20 protein-coding genes are annotated in these 22,371 nt (G+C 56.6%); 1 reads left to right on the top strand and 19 read right to left on the bottom strand.

The genetic code is table 11. The features are described from left to right. Positions 1-27 precede the first annotated feature (27 nt). The 7 genes from mutL to trpB all read right to left on the bottom strand — a co-directional run bounded on the left by mutL (position 28) and on the right by trpB (position 11,160). Positions 28-2,076 (bottom strand): DNA mismatch repair endonuclease MutL, encoded by a 2,049-nt coding sequence (gene mutL, locus ACKGJP_RS17335; RefSeq protein WP_409346868.1) that lies wholly within the window; start codon positions 2,074-2,076, stop codon positions 28-30. Between the two features lie 5 nt (positions 2,077-2,081). Then, entirely contained in the window at positions 2,082-3,533 is a 1,452-nt protein-coding gene (locus ACKGJP_RS17330) for a S41 family peptidase (protein WP_409346867.1), read from the bottom strand. A 48-nt stretch (positions 3,534-3,581) separates the two neighbouring features. Further along, entirely contained in the window at positions 3,582-6,359 is a 2,778-nt protein-coding gene (mutS, locus tag ACKGJP_RS17325) for a DNA mismatch repair protein MutS (protein ID WP_409346866.1), read from the bottom strand. Between the two features lie 87 nt (positions 6,360-6,446). Continuing rightward, positions 6,447-7,982, bottom strand: coding sequence for a putative amidoligase domain-containing protein (locus ACKGJP_RS17320; protein ID WP_409346865.1), 1,536 nt, complete (start codon positions 7,980-7,982; stop codon positions 6,447-6,449). A gap of 213 nt (positions 7,983-8,195) precedes the next feature. Beyond that, a complete protein-coding gene (locus tag ACKGJP_RS17315; RefSeq protein ID WP_409346864.1) occupies positions 8,196-8,762 on the bottom strand; it encodes an outer spore coat protein CotE in 567 nt (188 codons plus the stop codon). A 161-nt stretch (positions 8,763-8,923) separates the two neighbouring features. Next, positions 8,924-9,892 carry an aromatic acid exporter family protein gene (locus ACKGJP_RS17310; protein WP_409346863.1) on the bottom strand — a complete coding sequence of 323 codons (969 nt, stop codon included), beginning with the start codon at positions 9,890-9,892 and terminating at the stop codon, positions 8,924-8,926. Positions 9,893-10,002: 110 nt separating this feature from the next. Next, the gene (gene trpB / locus ACKGJP_RS17305) at positions 10,003-11,160 is read right to left on the bottom strand and encodes a tryptophan synthase subunit beta (protein WP_409346862.1); all 1,158 of its coding nucleotides are present in this window, start codon (positions 11,158-11,160) and stop codon (positions 10,003-10,005) included. A gap of 219 nt (positions 11,161-11,379) precedes the next feature. Between trpB and ACKGJP_RS17300 the strand changes: the two genes are divergently transcribed. After that, on the top strand, positions 11,380-12,411 hold the full coding sequence (locus ACKGJP_RS17300) for an EamA family transporter (protein ID WP_409346861.1): 1,032 nt from the start codon (positions 11,380-11,382) through the stop codon (positions 12,409-12,411). Here ACKGJP_RS17300 and eutC read toward each other — a convergent pair whose 3' ends face one another. The 12 genes from eutC to eutL form a co-directional block, all read right to left on the bottom strand. Next, positions 12,412-13,338 carry an ethanolamine ammonia-lyase subunit EutC gene (gene eutC / locus ACKGJP_RS17295; RefSeq protein WP_409346860.1) on the bottom strand — a complete coding sequence of 309 codons (927 nt, stop codon included), beginning with the start codon at positions 13,336-13,338 and terminating at the stop codon, positions 12,412-12,414. A 38-nt stretch (positions 13,339-13,376) separates the two neighbouring features. Beyond that, positions 13,377-14,738 carry an ethanolamine ammonia-lyase subunit EutB gene (locus tag ACKGJP_RS17290; RefSeq protein ID WP_409347183.1) on the bottom strand — a complete coding sequence of 454 codons (1,362 nt, stop codon included), beginning with the start codon at positions 14,736-14,738 and terminating at the stop codon, positions 13,377-13,379. Then, the gene (locus ACKGJP_RS17285; RefSeq protein WP_409346859.1) at positions 14,662-16,218 is read right to left on the bottom strand and encodes an ethanolamine ammonia-lyase reactivating factor EutA; all 1,557 of its coding nucleotides are present in this window, start codon (positions 16,216-16,218) and stop codon (positions 14,662-14,664) included. Before ACKGJP_RS17285 ends, ACKGJP_RS17290 begins: the two co-directional genes overlap by 77 nt. Before the next feature lie 69 nt (positions 16,219-16,287). Beyond that, complete coding sequence (locus ACKGJP_RS17280) at positions 16,288-16,737, bottom strand: EutP/PduV family microcompartment system protein (protein WP_409346858.1); 450 nt, start codon at positions 16,735-16,737, stop codon at positions 16,288-16,290. Between the two features lie 3 nt (positions 16,738-16,740). Then, positions 16,741-17,082 (bottom strand): ethanolamine utilization microcompartment protein EutS, encoded by a 342-nt coding sequence (gene eutS / locus ACKGJP_RS17275; protein ID WP_409346857.1) that lies wholly within the window; start codon positions 17,080-17,082, stop codon positions 16,741-16,743. Positions 17,083-17,093: 11 nt separating this feature from the next. Beyond that, positions 17,094-17,369 carry a EutN/CcmL family microcompartment protein gene (locus ACKGJP_RS17270; RefSeq protein WP_409346856.1) on the bottom strand — a complete coding sequence of 92 codons (276 nt, stop codon included), beginning with the start codon at positions 17,367-17,369 and terminating at the stop codon, positions 17,094-17,096. A gap of 14 nt (positions 17,370-17,383) precedes the next feature. After that, positions 17,384-18,211, bottom strand: a complete 828-nt coding sequence (locus ACKGJP_RS17265) for a hypothetical protein (protein ID WP_409346855.1) — start codon at positions 18,209-18,211, stop codon at positions 17,384-17,386. Next, positions 18,208-18,996 carry a phosphate propanoyltransferase gene (pduL, locus tag ACKGJP_RS17260; RefSeq protein ID WP_409346854.1) on the bottom strand — a complete coding sequence of 263 codons (789 nt, stop codon included), beginning with the start codon at positions 18,994-18,996 and terminating at the stop codon, positions 18,208-18,210. The genes ACKGJP_RS17265 and pduL overlap by 4 nt, the downstream gene beginning before the upstream one ends. Before the next feature lie 6 nt (positions 18,997-19,002). Then, a complete protein-coding gene (eutM, locus tag ACKGJP_RS17255) occupies positions 19,003-19,290 on the bottom strand; it encodes an ethanolamine utilization microcompartment protein EutM (RefSeq protein WP_409346853.1) in 288 nt (95 codons plus the stop codon). 76 nt (positions 19,291-19,366) lie between these two features. After that, positions 19,367-20,875, bottom strand: a complete 1,509-nt coding sequence (locus tag ACKGJP_RS17250; protein ID WP_409346852.1) for an acetaldehyde dehydrogenase (acetylating) — start codon at positions 20,873-20,875, stop codon at positions 19,367-19,369. A 59-nt stretch (positions 20,876-20,934) separates the two neighbouring features. Then, on the bottom strand, positions 20,935-21,327 hold the full coding sequence (locus ACKGJP_RS17245; protein WP_409347182.1) for a BMC domain-containing protein: 393 nt from the start codon (positions 21,325-21,327) through the stop codon (positions 20,935-20,937). Positions 21,328-21,395: 68 nt separating this feature from the next. Beyond that, positions 21,396-22,076 (bottom strand): ethanolamine utilization microcompartment protein EutL, encoded by a 681-nt coding sequence (eutL, locus tag ACKGJP_RS17240; protein WP_409346851.1) that lies wholly within the window; start codon positions 22,074-22,076, stop codon positions 21,396-21,398. Positions 22,077-22,371: the final 295 nt, after the last annotated feature.

Below are 22,371 nucleotides of genomic sequence, written 5' to 3'. Positions count from 1 at the left end.
CATCGCGCGGAAACGCGTTTCCGCGCGTTACATGACGCGTTTAAACATTTTTTCCAGTTCATACGAAGAGAAGCTTACGACGATCGGCCTGCCGTGCGGGCATGTATAGGGATTCCGGCATGCCGCTAACCGGTCGAGCAGCGCCTCCATTTCGAGCAGGCTCTGGCTCTGATTCGCTTTAATCGACGCCTTGCAGGAGCAGAGCGCCGAAGACTTCTCGCGCAGCCGCGCCAAATCGATCGTTTTCTTCTCGGACAGCACCCATTCGGCCATTTCCTCAAGGACGTCTTTCTCCTCGCCGGCCGGCAGCCAGTGCGGATACGCCCTTACGATAAAAGTGTTCCCGCCAAAATGCTCGATAAACACGCCGACCTGCTCGAACATCGACAGCCGCGTTTTCATCTGCTCCGCTTCCGCGGGGGTAAAATCGAGCGTAATCGGTACGAGCAGCTCTTGGCTTACCTCGACGGGACGGCCGAACAGCTCGTAATAATGCTCGAAATTGATTCTTTCGTGCGCGGCGTGCTGGTCGATCAAGTACAGACCGTCCTCGTTCTGCGCCACGAGGTACGTCCCGTGCAGCTGGCCGATCGGCGCAAGCTGCGGAAATGCGGGCAGCGTCGGCGCGGGACGCTCGACCGGCTCGGCGCTGACGCCGCCGATCGCCATATACGCGCCCTCGGGCAGCTGCACGCGCGGCGCAGGCTGCGGCGCCCGGCCGGAACCGCCGCCGGAAGCGGCATACCGCTGCGGCATGGCAGCCGGCGGGACGGCCGCGGCTGCCGATTCGGCGCGCGCCGGCGCCGGGCTGTCCCCGGCTGCTGCAAACTCGCGCGGCGCAGGCTGCGCCGTTGGAGCCGCGTAGCTGACGCGCGCAGCAGAGCCGCCGCCGCTAGGCGCAGCCGGGCGGATCGCCGCCAATCCCGCATCAAGATCGCCGGCGGAGCCGGGGACCTTGATGTCCGGGCTTGCGGCGGGAGCCGCCGGTTGCGGCGCCGCTTCCGCTGCCGACGGGCGATACAGCTCCATCCTTTCTTGGATGACCGCAGTCTTTGGCGCAGCCGTCTTCCCTCCCTTCGGGATAAGCACATGGCGGCCAAGCGCTTCGCGAACCGCCTGCTCCACGCACTGCATCAGCTCCGCTTCCTTGCTGAAGCGGACTTCCAGCTTCGCCGGGTGAACGTTCACGTCCAGTAGTGAAGGATCCATCGTTAAGTGCAGTGCAGCCGCAGGAAACCGGTTGATCGGCAGCAGCGTGTGGAAAGCGTTCATGACAGCATTCGCAAGCACATAATTTTTTACGTACCGTCCGTTGATGAATGTGGATACGGCCGAACGGTTCGCCCTCGTCAACTCCGGCTTCGAAACGTAACCGATAACCGCATAATCGAGACTTTCGCCGCTGACCGGCACCATCTGCTTTGCGAGCGCCGTTCCGTATACCGCCGCGACGACCTGCAGCAAGTCCCCGTTGCCGAGCGTCTGCAGGAGCGTATTTCCGTTATGCTTTAGCGTGAACGCAATGCCGGGATGCGCCATCGCCAGCCGGTAAATATAATCCGAGACATGTCCGAGCTCCGTCTGAATCGTCTTCATATACTTGAGCCTGGCCGGCGTGTTGTAAAACAATTCCTTAATCAAAATGTCGGTGCCGCGCGATGACGCCGCATCCTCGAAGCTTACGACCGTTCCGCCTTCAATTACGAGACGGCGGCCTAGGCCGCCGGTATCGGTTGCCGTTGCGCACTCGACTTTAGAGACGGCGGCGATGGAAGGCAGCGCTTCTCCGCGAAAGCCTAACGTTCGAATATGGAACAAATCTTTGCCGGAAACGATTTTGCTTGTCGCGTGACGGAGAAAAGCCGTCTGGAGGTCGTCACCCGCAATGCCCGATCCGTTGTCGGTCACGCGGATCAGCTGCAACCCGCCCTCTTCGAGCGATACGTCGATCCGCGAGCTCCCGGCGTCAATCGCATTCTCCACCAATTCCTTTACGACCGACGAAGGACGTTCGACTACCTCGCCCGCGGCGATCTGGTTCGCAATATGATCGTCTAGAATGCGAATGCTGCCCATACCTTTTACCCCGCCTTCCTGGCAAAAATCGATATCCGCTCCCCTTCTCCGCCCCAAGCCAGTTGAGGGAAAGCGCGCGTGAATGCGCCTAATTCGATGTATCCCGTACCGTCCTTCAAAATGAGCGTCCTGTCTTTTTCGGTATAGGAAGCGGCCGCCTTCGCAGCTTTCACGTCAACCGAGGAGTACTCGGCGTTCCAGCCGACCGTTCCGCCGATAAGCGCAGCCAGTACTCGAGCGGGAACATACGTTTTTCCATTCTCGACGACAACGCTCATCAGCTCTTCGCGTTTGACTCTATCGATCGTTACTTGCGTCGGCGTTCGCTCGAGAGTTATTTCCGTGATGCCGGTTTGATGGAGTGCTTCGATCAACTGCGGAAGGTTGCCCTCGACCTCCGTATCCGGCTGCAGTCCTTTATGATCGACAACCCGATAATTAGGCGTCAAGTACTGTTCGATCGTCAGTTTTAGCATGCCGCCGCTTGTGAGTCCGAAAATCGACTGTACGCTTCCTTTTCCGTACGTTTTCTTCCCGATCACTTTGGCCAGCTTGTAATCTTGAACAAAGCCTGTCAACACTTCAGAGGCGCTTGCACTGAACTCATTTACCAGAAAGTAGACGGGCAATGGCAATGCCGAACCGCCTTCGACGAAAACGGGCTTGTCGTTCTTGTCCCGGTCAAGCATATGAATGAGTACCCCGTTCTCGATAAACGCCTTCGCGATGTTTTGCGCCGTATCCACCAATCCCCCCGGATTGTCGCGCAAATCGACGATCAGCGATGTCATCCCGGCTTTTTTCAATTTGTTTAATTCGTCTTGAAAACGTTCGTCCGCGTCCTCCGAGAAAGTGGCGACTTTAATATAACCCGTTTGGCCGTCGAACAGCTGTCCCGTGACGACAGGCAGTACGATGGTTTTACGTTTGATGGCGTATGCTTTTCGATTGCCTTCGCGTTCGATCTCCACGTTCAGTACGCTGTTCTCGGGACCAAGCAGAACACCGGTTAACTCGTCATACTTCTGTCCCGCTACCCGACTGCCTTCGACCGCTACGATGATGTCGCCCTCCCGAATACCGGCGGCTTCCGCCTCGGTACCGGCATACACTTCGACAATGAGCAATCCTTCCTTGACCTCTTCGAGCTGAATGCCGATCCCGACGAAATCCCGGTTAAGCATGCTTTGAAAAGAAGCGTAGTCTTCCTTAGTAAAATAGTTGGTATGCGGATCATTCAGCTTCTCCAGCATTTCATCGACGGATTTCCCCGCGAGCGCTTCGCTCTCCAACCCGCTGACATGGTATTTCTCGATCAATTCCTGTACGAGATCCCGATCCGCCGCTTTACTGTCCATACTCTCCGCCGAGAGGACTGCAGGCGATGCGGACAAGCAAGCCGCGATCAGCGCACCGACAACCATACGCCGCAGAAATCCGTATCTTTGACGCTTCATCTCAGCCCGCCCTCCCCAAGGTCGTCTATATTCATGTTGCGGCAGCCCTTATTTCTCCTGCAGCTTTTGTTTCAATTCATAGAGCAAATTCATCGCCGCAAGCGGCGTCATGTTGATCAAATCAGCCGTACGGATCAGCTCCGCGACATGATCCGCCTTCGCATCCGATTTGGGCTTGGCTGCAGCCGCCTTCGCTTCCGCTTGTTCTTGGAACAGACTGAGCTGCACGTATCCGGCCGCCGTCTGCTGCCGGGCGACGTCGCTTTGAACGGAGCCTGTCTCCCGAATGTCGAAACCGGACGAAGGCGCCGCTTGCTTCTCATAAACGAGCCCTCCGGTCGTTCCGGCAAGATTGTCCCCCTGATCCGGAGGCTGATGAGCCGCTTTTCCTGACATGGCGGAGGCCGCTTCCGTCTTAGCCGGTCGCGATGCGTCTTCTTGATGCTCCATGCCGTTCAACAGCTCGTATGCCCGTTCGATAATCAAATCGGGAAGTCCGGCGATTCTGGCGCAATAGATGCCGTAGCTCGTGCTTGCCGCCCCGCGGATCAGCTTGCGCAGGAACGTCACCTGCTGGCCGCTTTCCTTCACCGCCATACAGTAATTCCGCAGCTGCGGCAAGCTTTCCTCCAGATGAGCAAGCTCATGAAAATGCGTCGATACGAGCGTCTTGCAGCCGATCCGGTCATGCAAAAACTCGATCACGGCCTGGGCGATCGCCATCCCTTCGCCGGTGGAAGTCCCTCTTCCCAGCTCGTCGATAATAACGAGACTTCTCTCGGTAGCCTTGGCGGTCATTACCTGTATGTCCATCATTTCGACCATGAACGTGCTTTGTCCGCCGATCAAGTCGTCAGCCGCCCCGATCCGCGTGAAAATACGATCGATCAGCGGCACGACGGCCCGATCCGCCGGGACGAAGCAGCCGATTTGCGCCATGATGCCGATCATCGCCACCTGGCGCATGTACGTGCTCTTCCCCGCCATATTCGGCCCCGTGATTAGCAGCATACTGCCGTCCTGCTTGTCCAGCATCGTGTCGTTCCGAACGAATTGCCCGTCCTTCGACACCGCTTCGACGACCGGATGTCTGCCGCCTTCCACTTGAAGCCCGTATCCGTCCGACAGCTGCGGACGCACGAAACGGTTGCTCGCGCTTATCGTCGCCAGTGATTGGTAGGCGTCCGCAGCGGCAATGCGCTCGGCCAAACGCTGTAACCGGTCGATTTCGCCGGCTACGCGTTCGCGCAGTTGAACGAACAAGCCGTATTCGATGTCGACCATCTTCTCCTGAGCTTCGAGAATAAGCGCTTCTTTCTCCTTGAGCTCCGGCGTGATGAAACGCTCCGCATTGGCCAGCGTTTGCTTGCGCTCATACAATCCTTCCGGAAGCGATCCCAGGTTGGAGCGCGTTACTTCAATGTAATAGCCGAACACCTTGTTATAGCCGATTTTGAGCGATTTCACGCCCGTCCGTTCTCGCTCGCGCCGCTCCAGCTCCGCAATCCACTGCTTGCCGTTGCGGTCCGCTTCCTTGAGCTGGTCAAGATGCGGATCGTAGCCGTCCTTGATCATGCCGCCGTCGCGTACCGAAACCGGCGCATCCTCGACGATCGCGGCCTCGATCCAGCTGCCGATGTCGGTGCAGCCGTCGATTTGCGAAGCGAGCCGGCGCAGCGTCTCGGACGACGCGGACAAGCACAGCTCGCGAACGGCCGGTACGACCGCCAGAGACAGCTTAAGCGCATGAAGATCGCGCGCGTTCGCGCTTCCGTAGGAGATTCGGGCGACGAGCCGCTCCAGATCGTAAACCTCTTTCAGCAACCCGCGCAGCTCGTCGCGAACGATCAGTTGATTATAGAGACAATCGACCGCGTCGAGACGTTCTTCGATACGCTCCCGGTTCATTAGCGGCTTCTCGATCCAGCGCCGCAGCATGCGCCCGCCGATCGCGGTTACCGTCTCGTCCAGAAGCCATAGCAGCGAGCCCTTTTTGCTTCGTTCACGAACCGTCTCCACCAGCTCCAGATTTCGTCTGGTGAACGGATCCATCGTCATATATTGATTTGTTTCGTACCAGTGAACGTTTGTGATATGCGTAAGCGCCCTTTTCTGCGTTTCCCCCAAGTAAGAGAGCATCAAGGCTACGGCGGCGCGTGAGGGTGCAGAAAGCGCGGCGACCGTCTCCGCCGGAAATTGATTCTCCAGCGGAACGCCGTCCGCCTTATCCCAGTTCGTCATGACGGCGGGCCGTACCGCTGCATGAAGACCCGTCTGAAGCTGTTCCAGCAGCTCCGTGCCCGCGATCAGCTCCGACGGCGAATATACGGCGAGCTCGTCGACAAGAGGCTCGTATGCGCCGGCAAGTTCCGTTACATACATTTCGCCCGTCGACAAATCGCAAACCGTGAATCCGAAGCGGTCGCCAAGCGCTACGACACCGGCGATGTAATTGTTCAGCCTGTCGCTTAGCAGCTTCCCGTCCATCAGCGTGCCCGGCGTAACGATCCGCACGACCTCGCGTCGAACGACGCCCTTCGCCTCGGAAGGATCCTCCACCTGCTCGCAGATCGCGACTTTATATCCTTTTTCAATCAGTCTCGCTATGTAGTTTTCCGCAGAATGGTAGGGGATTCCGCACATCGGGATGCGCTCCTCCGCCCCGCCCTCTCTGCCGGTCAACGTAATCTCAAGCTCGCGGGAGGCCAGTATCGCATCCTCAAAAAACATCTCATAAAAATCGCCCAGCCGAAAAAACAAAAAGGCGTCCTGCACACCGGCTTTAATGGACAAATATTGCTCGATCATCGGTGTGTACTTCGTCATTTCCATCCCCCAATACGGTTCACAATAGCCCTATTATAGCATGAATCGGATGGAAACCGTAGATTTGCCGTATTTTGTCGATCCTCTTCACCTGCCTGCGAGCCAAACGTTGGGCTTCTCGTAAGCTCTCTTCGCGGCGCTCCGCAATTGCTTATTCCCCTCTGCCGGCGTCCATACAGGCGCTTCCTCCTCCGTTTGTACGCCCCACTTCGGGCGGAAATCTTCGGCTTCGTCCCAGCAATGAAGTTCAAGCATACGCATTTTCAGCCAATCCAACTCGGTCCGGTATGCTTTGTAGGCGGGAGTTGACTCGATATCTTTCCACAGCCGCTCCGCGTGCGGAAGGATGGCGAGCTTATCCCCTTCGTAATAGGCTTGCTGAATGCCGGGCATCGAAAGCGGCTCGTAGCCGAATTTCAAATAATGGTCGCTGATGATGCGCGCAAGCGTGATCACCCCAACTGCGGTTTCGGGCGAAACCAGCCAGCTTGGAAGCGTACGGTATTCGAAGCCCCCGTGAGGCTTCTTGCGAAAATCGCCGAGCACCCCGTAACGAGGTCTTCGGCGCTTCGCGCCTTCTCCTTCTATTAATGAAAGCGGGAGTGCCAAATAATTGTCCAGCGCGCGAAGCAGGTGAACGTTCGGCCAAAGTCCGCTGAAATGAATGTGTCCCCCGAGCGCAAGTCCTTTGACGGGCATGCCGCCCGCCAGCCAAACGAGCGGCTCGTCGCCCAGCATCGAAGCCGCCGTCCGCATCGTCTGTTTCAGTCTGCGGACGAGCTCGCGCGGGTTCGAGCTTGGCGCGGGTCGGAGCTCGGCGAGCGCTTGCACGACTTTATGACTGCGCATAACGACGCCGTCGCTTCCGACTTGACCGTCCTTTTCAAAGAAACGCGAAGCGGGCACAATGCGCCCTTCCGGATTTTGCAGAACGAATTCGGGATCGGCGCCGAGCACGGCGGGGGATTTGCGCTCCAGCTCGCGGGTTAGCTGTTCGCCGTAGGCTGTAATGGCATCCGCAAACAGCTCGGCGTAGCGGATTGTCATAGGAAAGGTCGGCCGAACGTCGGCGACCACCGTATCGCCATTCGGCCGTATGCCGACGTGGACTAACGCATAATCAAGCCCGAGGGCATAAACGGCTTTCACGGCTTCCCGGCTTGCGCGCTTGGCATGAAACGTTAGCTCGGACGAGTCCAGCTCCTGGTAATGGCTGCCGGCGTTCGATAACCGTGTTTTGGCCGTAAGCAATGCACCTTCATGCTTTTTCTCGAATAACGCCAATGCATCCAATTGAAAAACGGGTACGCGGTATTCGCGCGAAAATTCGCTGCCAAGCGAGCCTCTCGGCCGGCCTCCGGGCAACCGCTCCATCGTTTTTATGCCGTGCAGCCGTAACGTCCGTTCCCGAAGCCTCGCCTGGCTTGCGCCTTCCACCGCCTCCGGCCTGTTCAACAGACGGACGGAAGCCGCCTTCCGCAGCTTATCGCGATGACTGCCCCCCCAACACAACACCGCATCGCAGGCCAAACCGGCAGGATACAGACTGCCATGCGGTATCAGGAGACGCTCAAGCAGCAGCTTGACTCCCGGCTCGTTCCCATGCAGAAAAAATAAATGCACGCAAACCCCTCCCGCAACTTTTTTTCAAGGGCATCTTTCCGGAATAAGAAAAAACAAAAAGAGGGCAAACGCCCTCAGCACGATCTGTGCAGCCGCATATACTATCCCATTAGTACACAACAAACGGAGTCTTAAGCGACGCCATCGCAAATCGTTTTGTGCCAGCAAAACGGCCTCGAGAGCATGCAAAGAGCGTCAAAAGCTGCTTACCCGTCAGTTCAGCTCGTCGTCGAGCAGATCCGGATCCAAGTCTTCGTAATCGTCGTCTCCGCCATCGAAATCGATCGTTTTGTCGCCAAAATCGCTGATTCCGTTCGGATCGACAATGACGCATACCTTCGTTTCGGCGACCATTTCGACGAAATACTCCCGCTCCACTCGAATGATCACGCTGTCTCCGTGGGACGAAACCGTAGCTTCCACACAGTTCGGCTCCTGTGTCGCCACCGCCGAAACTTCCGCTGTGGAAGCTCTATGTTTTTTATCCAGATAGGATAGCGGGACAACATCAACATACGATACCGTTTCCTTAGCTACGTCCGTTTTCGTGTTTTTGTCGTACGAATACCAGATGTTGATGTCGTAAGTACCGATTACCTCGATTCCGTTGCTGCCTTTCGCGGCCTCGTATTGGTTATTGATAATCCAAGCGCCGAGGATGCTGGTTGGAGCATGGGACGGAATTACGGTGTGGCTCACCTGGCTGAACTTACGACCTTTGCCGCAGACCGCTTTCGTTATAATCTCTCTCCGCTGCAAGTCTTTATCTGCAATAGACATCCTTTCAACCTCCTCCATACAATCATTCATTTAAATTGTATGCAGGACATTCGTCTAGGGTGACAACTATTTGATTAAGCTCTCCGTAAATTTTGCAGGTAACCGAAGAATGGTTTCATTTGCTATTTTCTCCCTATCGCTTTCGAGCCTCGCCCTTGTATTCAAAGGGTATTTTCATTGCTTTCTTTTCGCTTCTTAAGCGTCTTGGCGATGGACAAGTATACCTTAAGCTCCAGGCAAAGCTGCAAAATAGCGGAACGCATCTCGAACTCTTCGCGCGTTTGCGGCAGCTCCATCGATTTGAACGAACGCTCCAGAGCATCAAGTTCTTTCTCCGCGTTTCCGGTATAAAAGGTTTCTTTTACGTCGACCTTCAGCATATCGAACAAACGCGCGGCCGCCTCCCCGTGCGGAAGGCTTTGATATACCTGCGAGACGAGATCCAGCATATCGTCGATCGTATCGAGCTGCTGCCTTCTCATCTCGAAATAGCCCTCCCATTCGTTATCGGCATAGAAGAGCCGATTTTCGGCGGAATGTTCGGATAACGATAAGCCTTCACGGATGGCTTGGCCTGCCGCAAGCAGCTCTTTGCCGTCCCAAATATGATTGTCGCCTTCCCGCAAATGAATGGCGATCTCGCCGAAAATAACGGAAAACAGCTCGTCGATCCGTTTGCGCGCTTCCTGCAGTCTGCGCTCCGGACTCGGCATATAAATCAAGTTGATGACGGTAGCCGTGCCGAGTCCGACGAACAGCAGCATCACTTCATTCCAGATCATCGCCGCCTCGATCGACTCCGCGACGAACAGATGAATCATGACGACCGTTCCGGTCACGATCCCGTCGCTTAGCTTAAGCTTAGCCAGAATCGGATAAACCGACATCACGAAGAGCGCCATAACCCATACCTGAAAGCCGCATACATAGAAGAGAATCGATCCGACAAACAGTCCGAACAAGGAAGCTAGAATGCGGATGCCGGCGCTTTTCAAGCTCCGTTTTTTCGTAACGTCGACGCCCAGAATCGCAAGCAAGCCAGCCGACAATGGAGAGCCCAGATCAAGCCACTGCGCTAAGTATATGGCGAGCGTCGCCGCAATAGCCGTCTTAAGGACGCGAATACCCATGTATGCTCACTCCGCTCGAAATCGTTCTTGGTACCGGTACCGATCATCCTGAACCGGGTTTCCATCGATAAAAAGAACCCCGCACCGGAATGCGGGGCAACTCCTATGCTTTACTTTTTTAGCATATGGAATACTTGTTCCACGTCTTTGTCGCCGCGTCCCGACAGGTTCACGATCAATATCGCATCCTTGGCGAGCGTCGGCGCCAGCTTGAGCGCATAGGCGACGGCGTGCGCGCTTTCGAGCGCGGGGATAATCCCTTCCGTCTTGGAGAGCACCTGGAACGCATCCAGCACTTCTTCATTCGTAACGGTATAGTATTCCGCGCGGCCGCTTTCCTTCAAATAGCTATGCTCCGGTCCGATACCCGGGTAGTCGAGTCCCGCAGCGATCGAATAGGTCGGCTTCGGATTGCCGTTCTCGTCTAACAGCACCAAGCATTTGAAGCCGTGGATAACGCCCGGCACCCCCTGGGTCATCGTCGGAGCTTGATCCGGCTCTACGCCGATCAGGCGTACGCCTGGCTCGTCGATATAATGCGCAAAGGCGCCGATCGCATTGCTTCCGCCTCCGGCGCACGCGATTACCGCATCGGGCAGTCTGCCTTCCTTGGCGAGAATTTGCCGTTTGGACTCTTCACTGACAACGGATTGAAAATGCTTGACGATCGTCGGATACGGATGAGGTCCTACAGCCGAACCGAGCAAATAAAATGTCGTTTTGTAGTTCGCGACGAGATCGCCGAGCGCCTCGTCAACCGCGTCCTTCAAACGTCCCTGCCCTTTGGCGACCGGAACGACCTTCGCTCCGAGCAGCTCCATCCTGAATACGTTAAGCGCCTGACGGCGCGTATCTTCCGCCCCCATATAAATGACGCATTCCATATCGAACATGGCGCAGACGGTAGCTGTAGCCACCCCATGCTGTCCGGCGCCCGTTTCGGCGATGATGCGCTTCGCGCCCATTCGTTTGGCGAGCAATATTTGTCCGAGCACATTGTTGATTTTGTGGGAACCGGTGTGGTTCAAATCTTCCCGCTTCAAATAGATTTTGGCCCCGCCAAGCTTGTCCGACAAATGTTCGGCATAAGTAAGCGGATTTTCGCGGCCTACGAATTCCTTCAAATAATAGTTGTACTCTTCGATGAATTCGGGGTCGTCTTTAAACTTGTAAAATTGTGAAGCTAAGTAATCGAGCACCTCTTGAAGCTCGGGCGGCACAAAGCTCCCCCCGAATTGACCGAAATAGCCAACCTGCTCTGTCGTCATCCAAAACAACCTCCCAATTCGAATTGTAACGGTTTCCATTTTACTAAATCCGGCACGCATTGACCAGCGAAACATTTCTCCTTCATTGACGAACCTCGGCACTGCCCTTATATTTAATAGAATCGTAAAAAGCCCCGCAACGCTTCGGTCGGCCATGGGAAGCGCCTTCCTCGTTTACGGGGATTCTCGTCATTCATACCGCCAAAGGAGAATACCTATATGTGGCTCGCCTATGCTGCCGGAGCAGCCGTTTGCTTCGGCTTTCGCGGCATCTTCTATCAATGGACGTCGCAAAAACCGCTGGATCGCAGCCTGATGCTGTTCGGCGTTTATTTACTCGGCACCGTCGTCGCTCTGACGGCCGCGCTCGCAACGGGACAGCGCTGGACGGAAGGATCGCTGATGGGACTCGTCATGGGCTTGTTTTCGTATGCGTCTAATGCGTCCATGTACAAAGGCTTTGCCGTCGGCAAAGCTTCGCTTGTCGCCATCTTCACCGCGCTTCCGCCCGTCGTCGTCGTTGCAGGCGCTTACGTGCTGTGGCGCGAGACGCTAACCACCGGTCAGATCGTCGCTTTCGTTATTATTTTAGGCGGAATATTGATGATCCGTTATTCGAACGAAATTTCGCTCTCGAATCTGAACGGCGTTCAATGGGCGATACTCGCCATGCTCGGCTTTGCCATTACCGACCTGGCTTCGAAGCAATCGACGCTGTGGCATGCGTTTACGTTTCCGACGCTGACCTTTATGTACGGAACGGGTGCCCTGCTGTTTATCGGAACTTGGCTGCGCAGCACGCAATCCCGCAAGCAGCTTCAATCCGGCCATGTTCAAGAAGCGGCGGATGCTCCTCAGCCGCTCAAAGCAGCCGTATCTTCCGCCGATAATGCCCGTCACTCCGCCTCGCAAGAAGCGGCGGTTTCCGCAATGAACGATGATGACTCCGTACGGCTTACAGATGCGGCGAGTACGTCAGCCCGGCAAGCATCCGTCCCTGCCCAATGGCCGTTTGGCAAAACGGTGTTATGGGGCATGTTCGTAGGCATAACGAACATTTCCGGTATGATGCTGTTGATGCCGGCATTCAAGTACGGCGTCACCGGACTCGTATCGGCGATCGGCGCTATGAGCGTCGTCCTGATATTGCTTTATGCCAGGCTCGTGCTGCGGGAATCGTTCAGCCGGATGGAAGCCGCCGGAGCCGCACTCGCGATCGTAGGGATACTCGTATTGAGACTGCTCGGCTGATCAGAAGTCCAAATTCACGCCGCTCGTCCTCTGCTCGAGCATTTTCTTGAGCACCGTTCCGATATGCGCTCCCGCCTCTACGGGAGGCGTCCCGCCGTGATGAATATTCGAAATGACCGTACGGTCGCTTTCTACCGTCCCTTTACGCGGCCGGTAGCACATGTAAGCGCTCATCGATTTTGAGGATACGAGTCCCGGTCGCTCGCCGATCAGCAGCACAAGTGTTTCCGGCTGTAACATCTCGCCGATATGATCCATGCAAGCCACACGGCCGCCCCTGACAAAAAAAGGAGTCCCGCTTTTCAGCCCGTACGCTTCAAGCGAATCTCGCAGCGCGGGATACACATCGCGTAAATTCGCATCGATCGCATTAGCGCTCAGACCGTCCGACACGACGATTTGGACCTGCGGCTTCTGTGCGCAGCGCTGCCGGACTGCGCTTACGCCCTCCTCGCTAAGGACTCTCCCTTTATCCGGCCGTTTCAGGTAATGCTCCGTGTTTTCGAAGCACGTCTCCACCGTAAACAGCCCAAATTCATCCAACAGCTTCCGGTTTACTTCCCCGTAGATCGAATCGACCGCCGCCGCATGGTCGCATCTGAATTTCAGCATCTCTTTCGTTAACGGCCTCGTGCCCGCACGCCATACGCCGATTCTCGATGGGGTGCTGGACAGCAGCTCGTCCATTCCTTCCGGCCAAATGGGCTTCGGCACGCTAGATGGGGCCGTTGCGGATGCCGGCACCTCTTTTTCCGCTCGAGGCTTATCAGTAACCTCTCGTTCCACCCGAGGTGAATCAGCAACTTCCTGTCCCGCCTGCAAGGAATTAGCCTCCGACGCAGCGGTTCCTCCAACCGACAATCGTTTATCCAGTACTGCCATCACCTTGTCGAGCAGCAATTCGGCCGTTAGCCGGTTGTCGTGCATATGCGCTTCCTCCTCTGCTATAGAAGCCGCCGCAAGTGCTACATAAAAAGGGTCGGATCGCCGGCAAGCGCGGTTAATTTGCCATTCTCCATGATCCCCATTTTTTCGAGCCATCTCTCGAAATCGGGTGCCGGCCTAAGACCCATCAGCTCGCGAAGCGTCGCAATATCGTGGTAACTGGTCGACTGGTAATTGAGCATGCAATCGTCAGCCATCGCGACGCCGATAATATAATTGACACCCGCAGCGCCAAGCAAGACAGCCAGATTGTCCATATCGTTCTGGTCCGCCTTCATATGGTTCGTATAGCAGACGTCGACGCCCATCGGGAGCAGATGCATTTTGCCCATAAAATGATCCTCGAGACCGGCACGAATCACCTGCTTGCTGTCATACAGAAACTCCGGTCCGATAAAGCCGACGACGGTATTGACGATAAACGGTTTATAATGCCGCGCAAGCCCGTAGCATCGCGCTTCGAGCGTCAACTGGTCGATACCGTGATGGGCCTCGGAGGAAAGCTCCGACCCTTGTCCGGTTTCGAAATACCACAGGTTCGGCCCCGGCGCCGTACCGCTCCTGCGAATCAAGTCGTCCGCTTCGTCAAGCAGCGCGAAGTCGATGCCGAACGCCCTGTTGCCGGCTTCCGTTCCGGCCAGGCTTTGGAAAACCATATCGGCAGCCGCCCCCTGGCGGATGGCGCGCATTTGCGTTTTGATATGGGCAAGGACACAGTTCTGCGTAGGAATGCTCCATCGCTCCATGACTTCCTTCGATGCATGCAGCAGCTCCTTGACGCTATCCGCCGAATCTATCACCGGATTGATGCCGATCACCGCATCCCCGATACCGTAGCTGAGCGCCTCATATAAGGAAGCCTTCATGCCGGCAACGCTGTCGGTAGGATGATTCGGCTGCGCGCGGCCGGCGAGCACGCCCTTTTGCCCGATCGTGATGTTACAGTGAGTCGTCGCTTCGACCTTGGCCGCCGCTTGGATCAAATCCATATTGCTCATCAGCTTGGCCGCTGATGCGATCATCTCGCTCGTCAATCCTCGGCTCAGCCTGCGAATGTCGGTGTCTGTCGTACTCTGCTTTAACAAGTATTCGCGGAGCTCGGCAGTCGTCCAATTGCGAATATCCTTATAAATGCTTTCGTTCATCGCTTCTTCGATAATCCGAGACACTTCGTCCTTCTCCCCCGGCAGAAGCGGATTGTCGCGAATTTCCGCCAGCGTCAGATCGGCAAGAACAAGTTTGGCCGCCATCCGCTCCTTGGCGTCTTCCGCTGCAATACCGGCCAGCTGGTCGCCGGACTTCTCTTCATTCGCTTTCGCCATGATTTCCTTCAGATCGCCGAATTGATACGTCTTTCCAAGCAAAGTCGTTTTTTTGCGCAGCTTCCTCTCCTCCTTCCTTACGGTGAAAGGCTAAGGTTTTCACTACGACCGGAATAAGCGAACCCCCTATCGGCTCGCCTATATCAATGTAGTCGCCTTGCCGGACGTTGATCTGATCGATGCAAACGATCCGCGGCCGTTCGCCGCATCGGCGTTCCAGCGATTGTCCGAGCGCTTTCGCCGTATCGCCCTCGCATATGACGACAAGCTGACCGACCTCCCCAAGCTGGCGCTTATAGGCAGCGATCGTCTCTTCCGCCAGCGCTTGCACCGTTTGATACGAGCAGTATCCGCCTCCTCCTAGGGCCAGCGCAAAAGGCGGCGACCCTCTAACCCCGAAAAGACTCGCTCCCTCTTCGACCATCCGACCGAACGCCTCTTTCAGCAAGCTGCGATCGGTCAATAGCGCAGCGGTAAGCTCGAGTTTCGCAACAGGTAAATTGCGCAGAGGCAGAAGCGTATGATCGGCATGCACGGTCGCACCGCTGATTTCCGTGCTCTGCATCCCCGCGCCGATGACCGTAGCGCGAACGGTTTGTGCCGGCTGTACGAGCTTGAGCCCAAATGCTTGGCATACATGCTTCAAGGATTGCGCCAGCAGCGGCCCGACGTCCCCGAATCGGGCCATTGCCGCCGGCGAGGCCGGTGCGGGCTCGTTCATGAGCTGACCGATCCCGCCCGAAATCATCCATTCCTCAATGGGCGGCAACGGGTTTGAGGGCTCGCTAAGCAGCAAAGCGCGGATGTCGTCATGCCGGCCATAACCCGCCAGATACGAAATCATCGTCTTGCACATATGCTCGCAAATCCCCTTAAGCCGTTCCCAGCCGACATGCTGCCCGGCTTCAAGCCGGTAGCCGCATGTCCGAAGCCAAGGCAGCAGCGACGGCGAAACCCCTGTCAGTACGCCGCCGGCATCCGTCTGCAGCAGCCTTCCTCCAAGATGGAAGGTTGCGGTACCGGCAAGCTTTCCGCGTTGAAACAAGGCCGCATTCGCCGTCCCCCCGCCGATATCGATGCTTGCGACGATGCCCTTCGTTGCACGCGACCGCTGCTCCGCCCCTGACCCTTTGCCTGCAAGCAGCGCTTCCAGATCGGCGCCGGCCGTCGCGACGACAAACCGTCCTGACGACTCGGCAAGCAGATGAACGATCCGTTCGGCGTTTCGCTTATTCGCCGTCTCGCCCGTAATGATGACTGCGCCGCTTTTCAAGTCGGACGGACGGCAGGCCGCCTCGGCGTATTCTTTTGCCAAGATCGACGAAATAGCCGGCGCGTCGATATCATCGCCGGACGTTAACGGCGTGGCGTAAACCGGACTCGCATACAGAAGCTCGCGCTCCACGATCTCGTAGCGAGGCAAGGCAAGGGAGCTCGAGGTCCGAGCGACCTTCAGCCGGCTTACTATCATTTTCGTCGTGCTCGTGCCGATATCGATGCCGACGCTTTTGATCCACTCCCCCGTTTCGGCGCTCCTCATTCTAATCCCCATCCTAACAACTATTATTTGCCTATTGGAAAAGCCGGGACTCGCATATCGAACATGGCTTCAGCCCGTAGAGCCCTCGACCATACGCAGCAATCTGCTACGCAGCTCTTCAATTCCTCTTTTATCGGCAGACGACGTGTAATAAATATCACTTGACGCCAAGGACTGTCTCAATAATCGAGCGGCAAGTTCCGCATCGGCTTTCGGATGGTCCATTTTCGTAATCGCCCCCAGCGCAGGCACCGGAAATCCGCTTGCGAACCCCGGCGGGAAATAATTTCTTCCGCGCGTCGCGTCATGAACGAGAAGGACGGCGCAGGCTTCATGAGAAGTCGCCATAAGCGAACGGTAAAACATAGGGTTCTCCGTATATTCCCCCGGCGTATCGATGACCCAATCGCGATAGCTCAGGCTTTGCGTCTTAACTGCAGGTGCATCGTCGTGAAACAGCGCTCGCACGAGCGACGATTTCCCCGCTCCGACAGCGCCGATAATCATCACTTTTCGCATGCTTTACGACCTCGTCAATTCTGCCGCAGCAAATTTTAGCTTGACCCGTAAAAAGTCGTTAACCGCCTCTATCGCCGTTTCGACGGCGGACACTTCGCCAACAATGACTAACGAGCCGGTAAAACGGTCCAAATAGCCGATCCCGACATCGGCCGCCTTCGTAGCGATATCCGCTGCGATAATGGCCGTTTCCGTAGGCGTTAACGTGAGGATGCCGAGCGCATTCGATTGTTCGATACCGAGCTTCGTATACAACGAGCGGTCCGGATTGGCAATCACATGCGCCAGTGTAAGCTGCTTGCCCGGCACGTATTCTTGGATCACGCGCTGTTTCTCCTGTTCCATGCTTCCTCGCCTCAGCTTTCCTCCGCGACATCGTACGAATCGACGATGCCGACGATCATCGCGTCGACCGGTACCGTTCGGCTGCCGAACAAAGCCCGCGCCGGGCTCCCTCTCGAAACGATGACCTTCTCCCCGACTCCGGCACCGATCCGATCCGTGGCAATGACGTAGGCACCCGTCTCCCGCTCCCGAAAATCGATCGGCTGAACGACCATCAGTTTGAGATTGTCCATGCCTTCTTCCTTCTGGGTAGCCCACACGCTTCCGATCACTTTCCCCATAAACATATACGTCCCCCCGATCACCTTCCCGATTTCGGTTCCGGCCTATCCACGGCGATGCCTCTATCCCGCAGCATATCCAGAGCCAGCGAAGACACGATGGTCCGCTTCCCCACCATAACGCGGCGAATACCGGGCTGCTTACCGATCCCCTTCACCCATTCGGCGCCAAGCAGCCTCCCTTCGAAGCGCAGAACATCCTCGACACCGGCGCCTGTATGCTCGTTAGAGCCCGCTTTCGTACGCTCTCCGCACTTCAGAACCGCAAGCTCCGCCAGCTTGCTTTGCGGAGCCAGAACGACCCCGTAATCCTGAAGCTCCTTCTGATAGTAGCCGAACAAATTCCGGTGCTGCTCCGGCAGGCGCAGCGTTTGCAGCGTTCGTCGGTCGGCCCGTTTCATGCCTGGAGCGTCTTCGCCGACGAGCACGAACTTTCCTAATACGAGCGCCGCAAAAATGATCTCCGCTTTAACCGTTCCCTTCATGCCCAGGACGACGCGAGCCGCATTATCCAAATCGATTTCCGGAATGACGATGCCGTCATAGGCCTTCGGCACTTCCAGCGGCAGCGGCGCATATTCGTCGGCGGCGATCACTTTTCCCGCTCCGCCGCATTCCAGCTTGTGCATGCCGAGCCAAGCCGAAGTTTCGCCGTCCAGAAAAAGGAGATCGCAGCAAACGCCATGGTTGCTCAGCAGAATGAAATGATCGGTAAACGCCTCCTGGGCGGTACTGTCGCATAATACGTACAGCACCTTGGGCTGCGGCTTGCTTGTTTCGGCGGCGATGTCCCTCAAGACCTCGCGCACGATCGACTCGATCATCTGCTTCTTATCGATGAGATTCACACCTCCATGCCCCCGTTTAGACGGCCGTTCACGCCAACGACGCGAACGAGCTCTCCGGTCTTCACATCGGCCGCGTTGCCTTCGTCCGTATCGAGATGCAGCTCGAGCGTAAACCTTTCGTCCACCCTTACGACGACATCCGCATACAATACCGGCCTCTCGCCCGCCGATTTCACGATGAGACGGTCTCCTTGCGAGACGCCGAAGCGACGGGCATCCTCCGGCGACATATGGACATGATTGCGGGCGACGATCAATCCGCGATCCAGGGCGACGGTTCCCTCGGGACCGGAAAGCGTTACGCCAGGCGTCCCGCGGATTTGACCGGATAGCCGCACGGGCGGATGAATCCCTAGGAAATAACCGTCCGTCCTCGATATTTCCACCTGCGAGGCGCCTCGAGACGGGCCTAGCACGCGCACCTTCGCGAGCGATCCTTTCGGTCCGGCGACGGTGACCGTTTCTTCCGCGGCGAACTGTCCTTTTTGCGAGAGCTCGCGCTGCGGAGTCAACCGGTACCCGGTCCCGAACAACCGCTCGATATGCTCGGGGGATAAATGCACATGCCGATTCGAAACACCGACAGGTATCGTTGCCGTCAACGGATCTTCATGGCCGGATGGAACCGTCTGGCGGCATAGCTTCGGGATACCGATACGGATACCGCGATCCTTCAGAAAGTCGGCCGCCGCAGGAGTCAGTTTGTCACCTTCGCCCAGAGGGAACGGATCCGGAATTCCTCTCGGAAGCAGCACGCGCAGACTCGTTTCGGTAATGAAAGCCATACCGGACTATCCTTCCAGCTTCGGCAAAATAAATTCGATATCCGAGTGCGGACGCGGGATGACATGCACGGACACGAGTTCGCCGATCTTCTCCGCCGCCGCCGCTCCGGCATCCGTCGCCGCCTTGACGGCGCCTACGTCTCCCCGTACCATAACGGTTACGAGTCCGCCGCCCACGTGCACCTTGCCGATCAGCTTGACGTTCGCAGCCTTTACCATGGCATCCGCCGCTTCGATCGATCCTACAAGCCCCTTCGTTTCCACCATACCGAGCGCCGACATTTCTCCAGCCATTGAACATTCCTCCTATCGATTATGAATACTTGTTTATGCCGCCCATACTCGTTTCTCAATCGGGGCTCCCGCCAAACTAAGATGTCTTCATCTCCGCCAGCACGCTCTTGATAATGTCCAGCACTTCCTCCCGGGAGATGCCAAGTGATGCGCCGTTATCCGCTGGCTGGGCCTCTTGACGGTTGCCTTCGTCCGCACGCCTCGTTTCATACCCGACAGCAGCTCTCTCCAGCCGCATCTCTTTGAGGCCGAATGCGACTCTTTTCAAGTTCATCAGATGCCGGGGTCCGATATTGTCGGATGTGATATTATGGCCGTACGAACCGCAGCCGAGTGTAAGCGACGGCATGATACCCGTAGTAGCGCCAATCGCCCCGAAGGTGGTACCTGCGTTGACCACGATGCGCGAAGCCGGCTTCTCCAGGCCGAACGATTCAATGACCGCTTCGTTCTCGCAATGAATGCCGAGCGTATGCCCCATTCCGCCGAATGCAAGCAGTTGCATGCAAATGCGGCAGCCCTCCTGCCAATCATTCACGGTATACAGCGCAAGCAGGGGACTAAGCTTCTCGGCGGAGAACGGATAGCCGCTGCCGATATTCGTCTCCTCGGCAATCAGCACCCTCGCGTCCTCCGGTACCGAAATACCGGACAACTCACCGATGACTTGCGGGGAACGACCGACGATACTCGGATTCAGCCCTTTCCCGTTCATGATGACCGCGCTCACCTTTTGTTTCTCCTGTTCGTCCAGTAAATAAGCGCCTTGACGAAGGCAGGTGGCCACAAACTCCGATTTGACCTCCGCATCGACGACAAGCGCCTGTTCGGAGGCGCAGATCGTTCCGAAATCGAACGTCTTGCTTTCCAAAATCCGCCTTACGGCTTCTTGAATATTCGCACTCGCGTGGACATACACCGGCACGTTTCCCGGACCGACGCCGTATGCGGGCTTACCGGAGCTGTAAGCGGCCTCGACCATCGCCGATCCGCCGGTAGCCAGAATCAAATCGGTCGAAGGATGCTTCATCAGCTCGTTCGTCGCCGTCATCGAAGGCAGTGTCAAGCACTGAACGAGACCGCTCGGCGCGCCCGCTTGTTCCGCAGCTCGCTGCATGACCTCAGCGGCTTCCGCCGAGCATCGCCGGGCTGCAGGGTGAGGACTGAAGACGATGGCATTGCGTGCTTTAACGGCAATCAGCGACTTATAAATGACGGTCGACGTCGGGTTCGTCGAAGGAACGATACCCGCGATAACGCCGAACGGCTGCGCGATTTCCCATACTTTGCGAATATCGTCCCGCGAAACGATCCCGACCGTTTTCATGTCTTTGATCGCATCGTAAACATCGCGGGCGGCGAACACATTTTTGATCCTCTTGTCGTCGGCTTTGCCGAAACCGGTCTCTTCGACCGCCAGTACCGCCAATCGTCCGGCCTCCGACTCCGCAGCCTGCGCCATGTTCTTGACAATGGCGTCGATCCGGCTTTGATCCATCCCTTCGACAAGCCGCTGCGCCTCACGCGCTTCCTGCACCATATTTCGCGCTTCCTGTATCGATTGCAAATCGGCGTCCAGCTTCAAAGCTTGTCACCTCCTTTCTATGTATCGAAACAGCGGGAGTTCATACAAGCGGACCCTATTCACAGATGCTCGCTCCCGTCATGCACGTCCGACTGTGCAGGCGTTCGTGATGACCCTCTTTTGCTTTTGCGCGATTTACCGGAACTCCCCTCAGCATGTTCTGTCTTACGTGCTTTCCGGCTTTCCGCCATATCCGGCCACAGAGCCGCAATCATATTCGGCACGCTTGGATCCGGCCGTGGGATGACGTGCGCGCCGAGCAGGACACCGACCCGCTTCGCTTCCGCAGCCCCTGCGTCGACAGCTGCCTTCACCGAAGAGACGTCGCCAACCAAATATACCGTCACAATGCCAGCGTCCGCCTTCTCATAGGTCTTCACCCTAACATCTGCGGTTTTGGCTGCGATGTCGGCAGCCGCGATCATAGCCGGCAGTCCCCTCGTTTCAATCATGCCCAGCGATAAAACCGGTTCGTCCAACGGCAATCACCCGCTTTCTCCTATGTCATATACAACCTGAGCTAAAGCTTGATGGCCGAACCGGCAATGCCTTTCACCGCTTCGGCAAAAGCCTCGGCTGCAGCCGTACAGGCGGATTGACTGCCGGTAAGCAGCCCGCCGCCGAAATTCGTTTCGCTCGGAGGTCCATAAAACTGCCGAAGCTCCACATCCGCCGCCTTTAACGCTGCATCGAGCCCGAATACCGCTTCGAGCGGCGGCGCTATCAGATAAGCCAGCGGTTCGCCCTCGGGAATTCCCGCCGTTTTGGACAAGTAAGTGCCTGTACGGGAAACGACATGCGCGTAGTAAGCGTGAGTCCCTTCATCATTAAGCGAATAGAAGCAAGCTCCGCTTTCCATAAGCGCTATGGCCGCTTCCAGTCCGCTTTTTACCTCCGCCGGCGTCTCCCCCGCAAGAATGCCGATAAACTCGCCCGATAACGGCCCGGAAGCATGAGCGGCTCCCGCATAGAACGATTTCGCATAAACGACTTCTACCGCCGCTTTCTTCGTCGCTTCGTCGACCGCCGTGTAACCGACATCGTCGATGCTGGAGGTCACCAAGCCGATGCTTCGGTAATTCGCCTTCAGTGCCAAGCTCCGCGCCAAATCCGGACTGACGTTCGCGATCACCCTGACGGCCAGCGGCACGGCGCGTATCGGTTTTCCTGCCAAGGCTCTCCCCTCCTCGCTTCCTTGCATGACCACCTTCCTTACTAAGATATGTCCGATCATGACAAGCTAGGCTTGTTTCGAGCATTCGAATCGGTTCAAATCAAAATAAATCCATTCAGATTTCGATCGGCTACTCCGGAACGAACCTTTTCGAACTTGCCGCCGAACCCACTCTCCAGGAACGAAAAAAAAGGCAATCGGATGAAGAAGCTCGCGCTTCGTCACCATGCCTTTTTCTAAGTCCATCCTTTTATTGAAAATACTCGATCCACCATTCCCGTTCCGCAATCTAATACCCGTTATCACCATTTCGCCAGAAACG

The organism is Paenibacillus litoralis (assembly GCF_046244365.1).
GTDB lineage: Bacteria > Bacillota > Bacilli > Paenibacillales > NBRC-103111 > Paenibacillus_V.
Note: the sequence above shows the minus strand (reverse complement) of the source record. Positions and strands in the feature narration are given on the sequence as shown.

Bases quoted from the DNA above. Each gene is read 5' to 3' on its own strand.
- mutL (WP_409346868.1), bottom strand. From the start codon at position 2,076: ATGGGCAGCATTCGCATTCTAGACGATCATATTGCGAACCAGATCGCC.
- ACKGJP_RS17330 (WP_409346867.1), bottom strand. From the start codon at position 3,533: ATGAAGCGTCAAAGATACGGATTTCTGCGGCGTATGGTTGTCGGTGCG.
- mutS (WP_409346866.1), bottom strand. From the start codon at position 6,359: ATGACGAAGTACACACCGATGATCGAGCAATATTTGTCCATTAAAGCC.
- ACKGJP_RS17315 (WP_409346864.1), bottom strand. From the start codon at position 8,762: ATGTCTATTGCAGATAAAGACTTGCAGCGGAGAGAGATTATAACGAAA.
- ACKGJP_RS17310 (WP_409346863.1), bottom strand. From the start codon at position 9,892: ATGGGTATTCGCGTCCTTAAGACGGCTATTGCGGCGACGCTCGCCATA.
- trpB (WP_409346862.1), bottom strand. From the start codon at position 11,160: ATGACGACAGAGCAGGTTGGCTATTTCGGTCAATTCGGGGGGAGCTTT.
- ACKGJP_RS17300 (WP_409346861.1), top strand. From the start codon at position 11,380: ATGTGGCTCGCCTATGCTGCCGGAGCAGCCGTTTGCTTCGGCTTTCGC.
- eutC (WP_409346860.1), bottom strand. From the start codon at position 13,338: ATGCACGACAACCGGCTAACGGCCGAATTGCTGCTCGACAAGGTGATG.
- ACKGJP_RS17285 (WP_409346859.1), bottom strand. From the start codon at position 16,218: ATGAGGAGCGCCGAAACGGGGGAGTGGATCAAAAGCGTCGGCATCGAT.
- ACKGJP_RS17280 (WP_409346858.1), bottom strand. From the start codon at position 16,737: ATGCGAAAAGTGATGATTATCGGCGCTGTCGGAGCGGGGAAATCGTCG.
- eutS (WP_409346857.1), bottom strand. From the start codon at position 17,082: ATGGAACAGGAGAAACAGCGCGTGATCCAAGAATACGTGCCGGGCAAG.
- ACKGJP_RS17270 (WP_409346856.1), bottom strand. From the start codon at position 17,369: ATGTTTATGGGGAAAGTGATCGGAAGCGTGTGGGCTACCCAGAAGGAA.
- pduL (WP_409346854.1), bottom strand. From the start codon at position 18,996: ATGGCTTTCATTACCGAAACGAGTCTGCGCGTGCTGCTTCCGAGAGGA.
- eutM (WP_409346853.1), bottom strand. From the start codon at position 19,290: ATGGCTGGAGAAATGTCGGCGCTCGGTATGGTGGAAACGAAGGGGCTT.
- ACKGJP_RS17245 (WP_409347182.1), bottom strand. From the start codon at position 21,327: ATGATTGAAACGAGGGGACTGCCGGCTATGATCGCGGCTGCCGACATC.
- eutL (WP_409346851.1), bottom strand. From the start codon at position 22,076: ATGCAAGGAAGCGAGGAGGGGAGAGCCTTGGCAGGAAAACCGATACGC.